1 protein-coding gene is annotated in these 1,121 nt (G+C 62.4%); it reads right to left on the bottom strand.

The features are described 5' to 3' along the window. On the bottom strand, positions 1–1,121 hold a 1,121-nt coding region (locus AB0H61_RS39050), incomplete at both ends, for a polyketide synthase (protein ID WP_357314001.1).

Here is a 1,121-nt window from a genome sequence, read left to right as displayed (position 1 = left end):
TACGCGCCGAGACCACCCACGGCAGCACTCCACCAGCCAGGACGGTCTTGACCACTGGTACCGGCTCCACCGCTACAGCCGGTGTTTGCTCGATGATGACGTGAGCATTCGTGCCACTGATACCGAACGACGACACACCAGCACGACGCGGCCGATCAGTCACCGGCCACGCCACCGGCTCGGTCAGCAACCGGACATGACCCTCGGACCAATCCACTTTCGTAGACGGCTGATCGACATGCAGCGTTTTGGGCAGCACCCCGTGCCGCATCGCCATCACCATCTTGATCACACCACCCACACCCGCAGCAGCCTGAGCATGACCGATATTGGACTTCAACGACCCCAACCACATAGGACGATCCGGATCGCGGTCCTGACCGTAGGTAGCCAACAACGCTTGGGCCTCGATCGGATCACCCAAAGTGGTGCCGGTGCCGTGAGCTTCCACCACATCGACCTCACCCGCAGCCACCCCAGCATTCGCCAGCGCCTGGCGAATCACCCGACGCTGCGACGGACCATTCGGCGCGGTCAAACCATTCGACGCACCATCCTGATTCACCGCCGAACCAGCAATCACCGCAAGAACCTGATGGCCATTCCGCTGGGCGTCGGACAAACGCTCCAACACAAGAACGCCAACACCCTCGGACCAGCCCACCCCATCAGCCGCATCGGCGAACGACTTACACCGACCATCCGCAGACAGACCCCGCTGACGGCTGAACTCGACAAAGGTCTCCGGGGTCGCCATCACCGTCACACCACCGGCCAACGCCAAATCACACTCACCCGACCGCAAAGACTGCGCCGCCAAATGCATCGCCACCAACGACGACGAACACGCCGTATCCACCGACACCGCCGGGCCTTCCAACCCCAACGTGTAGGCAATCCGACCGGACACCAAACTACCGATCGCACTACTCCCGGTCCCCTGCGCGTAATCGTGATACATCACACCCGCAAAGACACCGGTCGAACTGCCACGCAGCACCGCCGGATCGACACCGGCGCGCTCCAACGCCTCCCACGACACCTCCAACAGCAACCGCTGCTGGGGATCCATCATCGTTGCCTCGTTGGGGCCGATCCCGAAGAAATCCGGATCGAAGTCG

The organism is Nocardia sp. NPDC050710 (genome assembly GCF_040654375.1).
In the GTDB taxonomy this organism is placed as follows: domain Bacteria; phylum Actinomycetota; class Actinomycetes; order Mycobacteriales; family Mycobacteriaceae; genus Nocardia.
The sequence above is the reverse complement of the archived record's forward strand: the minus strand, read 5'-3'. Positions and strand labels throughout refer to the sequence as shown.